The 2,879-nt window shown below is 43.3% G+C and carries 4 protein-coding genes; 1 reads left to right on the top strand and 3 read right to left on the bottom strand.

Annotation, left to right across the window (positions count from 1 at the left end):
- Positions 1–703 (top strand): ATP-binding protein (locus PX484_RS19565; protein WP_288105193.1); only part of this gene is annotated, 703 nt, incomplete at its 5' end.
- 593 nt (positions 704–1,296) lie between these two features.
- Here PX484_RS19565 and PX484_RS19560 read toward each other — a convergent pair.
- The 3 genes from PX484_RS19560 to PX484_RS19550 all read right to left on the bottom strand — a co-directional run bounded on the left by PX484_RS19560 (position 1,297) and on the right by PX484_RS19550 (position 2,691).
- Positions 1,297–1,413, bottom strand: a complete 117-nt coding sequence (locus PX484_RS19560; RefSeq protein ID WP_002737043.1) for a photosystem I reaction center subunit VIII — start codon at positions 1,411–1,413, stop codon at positions 1,297–1,299.
- A gap of 56 nt (positions 1,414–1,469) precedes the next feature.
- On the bottom strand, positions 1,470–1,952 hold the full coding sequence (locus tag PX484_RS19555) for a photosystem I reaction center protein subunit XI (protein ID WP_002802734.1): 483 nt from the start codon (positions 1,950–1,952) through the stop codon (positions 1,470–1,472).
- Positions 1,953–2,280: 328 nt separating this feature from the next.
- Positions 2,281–2,691, bottom strand: a complete 411-nt coding sequence (locus PX484_RS19550) for a universal stress protein (RefSeq protein ID WP_002802733.1) — start codon at positions 2,689–2,691, stop codon at positions 2,281–2,283.
- Positions 2,692–2,879 lie beyond the last annotated feature (188 nt).

Genomic DNA, 2,879 nt, shown 5'->3' with positions numbered 1-2,879 from the left:
TGCCCTGAAATTTACCCCCGAACAGGGTGCTATCACGCTGAGACTGTGGAAAGAAGGCAGTCAGGTCATTTTTCAGGTAGAGGACACGGGCATCGGCATTCCTGCTCAAAAAATACCGCTTCTGTTTGAAAAATTTACCCAATTGGATGGCTCTCGCAAACGTCGTTATGGTGGTGTGGGATTAGGATTGGCTTTAACTAAACAATTAGTGGAACTGCATCGCGGCACGATCGAGGTAGAATCTTGCTTAGATAAAGGTTCCATCTTTACCGTGCGTTTACCTCAACAAAAGCCTCCCAAATCCCAACCCCAACCCTCGGATAATAATCCCCATTTTAATCACCACCATCCCACTATAGTTTTGATTGAAAGTGACGAAGAAATTGCCAATCTTATTTGTGAGTTATTGATGGTGGCACATTATCAAGTTATTTGGTTAATTGATAGTGTCTCCGCTATCAAAAAAATTGAGATCGTGCAGCCAGGTATTATAATTGTTGATCGAAAAATGCCCGATATATATCATCTCTGTCATCTCTTAAAAAAATCCAGCCAAACTCAAGCCAGTAAAGTGCTAATCTTGAATGATACCCCCGAAATCAGCGTTAATTTCCTCGGTCGTCATGGCATTGACGACTATCTCCTCAAACCCATTCAACCCTCCCTCTTGTTGGAAAAAATCCGCTATCTAACCGCTTTATAAGTAGGGTTTGCGGCAAAAAGTTTTTCGTGGGTGTGGGGTGTGGGGTGTGGGGAGAAACAATTCATAACTTGAGAGTTAATCACACTATTAAAAAGGGATTTGGTATCATTTTTGTCAATCTACTAATTTGGGATTTTTCAGGGGAAACTTTCTCCTAAAATTGGGTGTGTTACTTTCAGTTTTATCACTCAATCCAAGCTTTTGGGGGGTTCTACCCCCCAAACCCCCCGCGCATTAGGTTAACTGTGAGATGCTTACAGGCGATTGTTCATATTTTTGTACTAATTTAAGAGTCACTGATAATTCTAAATCCGGTTATTAAAGACTGATTATTTATCCCCCCTTTTGCCTTTTGCATGAGTGCCTTTTGCCTATCTTCATAAGTAGCCTATACTCAACGGATTTAGTATAATTGCTGATTGTCGGTATTTCTGCAAATGTGGGATGCACCCTGGCCCCAGGGTGTGGGGTCTAGTGTTTTACCCATTTTCATCTGGTCAATTTTTTCCTTTTTCTTCAGAAAATAGAGCTTGAAAACTAACTATTAAATAGCTAATTTCCAAGCTCTTAATTGTAGGAATCCTAGAGCTAAATTAGGATTCACTCTCGATATAGATAAATAACAAACCCATAACCACGGCTGGCATTAACCAACAGACGATCGGGATTAAAATCCAAGGCAGATAAGAAGCTGCGTAGGCACCAGTCATGTCAAATGCTCCTAGAAAAAAAATAAGGAAATGATAACAGGTAGAAAAAGGGTTAATTATTGATTAAAAACCCCGCGCATGATGCCATCAACGACACCAAGATTTTCTAGGAGGAAATAGGCCACAAAAGCGCCACCCATACCACCAATAAAGAAACCGGCGGCGAATTGACTCCAACCCTCGGCCGATTGCAGAGGATCACCACTAGCGGCCTTACCTTGGAAGGAGACAAGACCATAACTAGCTAAACAACCCGTAGCCAAGAGAACCATGGCCAAAGCGGGGATTAAGCCGCCGAGATTAGCATATTCAGAGTCTCTCAAGGGACCCAGGACAACCCAGGGACCACCGAGGAAATAACCGTGGGCCATACCCACTTCTAGACCGCGCAGAATCGGAGCTAGACCGGGACGATAGGCAGGTAAGTTACCAATAAAAGCTTTGGTAAAACCAGAAGCGGAAATGGGGGTAGCTAGATGACCAATGAACGGATCATCATTGTAGGGTGTCACCACCTGTTTGTATCCAGTTTCAGCCATTGTGTTTGAGTTCTCCTTTTTCCGATCAACGGGAAAATTGATCATAAAACTTTAAGATTACACTTTAGGCCTAAGAATTACTTCAAGCAACCCCATCGATCGAGTTTTCAAGGGTTGACGGCTGAAACTCTCACAATTCGTTACATTTCTCTCAGAAGACAGGAGTGGGGAGTGGGAATTATGAATTATGAATTATGAAGTAGGGAGTGGGGGAGATGGGGAGCTTTGTTTCAGTGTTGCCAAAGGCACGGCGTAGCCGTCCAGTAAACAGTGAACTGACAACTCACATCTGATCACTGATAACTGATCACTGATAACTGGTCACTGATTAAGGGATAATCAACACCGGACAGGGGGCAAGGTTAATAACTTTGGTGGTGACGCTTTCGGACACGCCTTCGCCGGTTAATCCTAAACCGCGACAACCCATAACGATCAGGTGAGCATTAATTTCATCGGCCACATCACAGATGACAAAAGAAGGCATTCCCTCCCTTTCAATCATTTCCGCATTGATGTTAGCTTGGGCGAAAACCGCTCGCGCCGATTGTAACAATCTATCCACCGCTTCGATCGAACTCATCTTATCGTCGGCGGCAATTTCTCCGGTGGGTGTCGTTTCCACCACCGACAACAGCACCAAACGACTGTCAAAGATTTTGACTAATTCGATCACACTACTGGTAGCGTCACGACTTTCGCGGCTGTGGTCGATGGGAAATAAAATCGTCTCAAACATAATTAACAAGTCTCTCCAATCAAATTTTTCTGGGCAAATCGGTCTTGGAACTGCAAAACTGATCCCCAAATCTGAAATAATCTTTGTCAAAGTAATTGCCGCAAGTAGCGATACCCTGATTTAATCTTTATTGTACGGTAAGCAATCTAGGAGGTTATGGGCTGTGCCAAAAAAAACAGTAGCGAATT

The sequence above is a fragment of the Microcystis sp. M49636_WE2 genome (assembly GCF_030065375.1).
Taxonomy (GTDB): Bacteria; Cyanobacteriota; Cyanobacteriia; order Cyanobacteriales; family Microcystaceae; genus Microcystis; species Microcystis aeruginosa_C.
The sequence above is the reverse complement of the archived record's forward strand: the minus strand, read 5'-3'. Positions and strand labels throughout refer to the sequence as shown.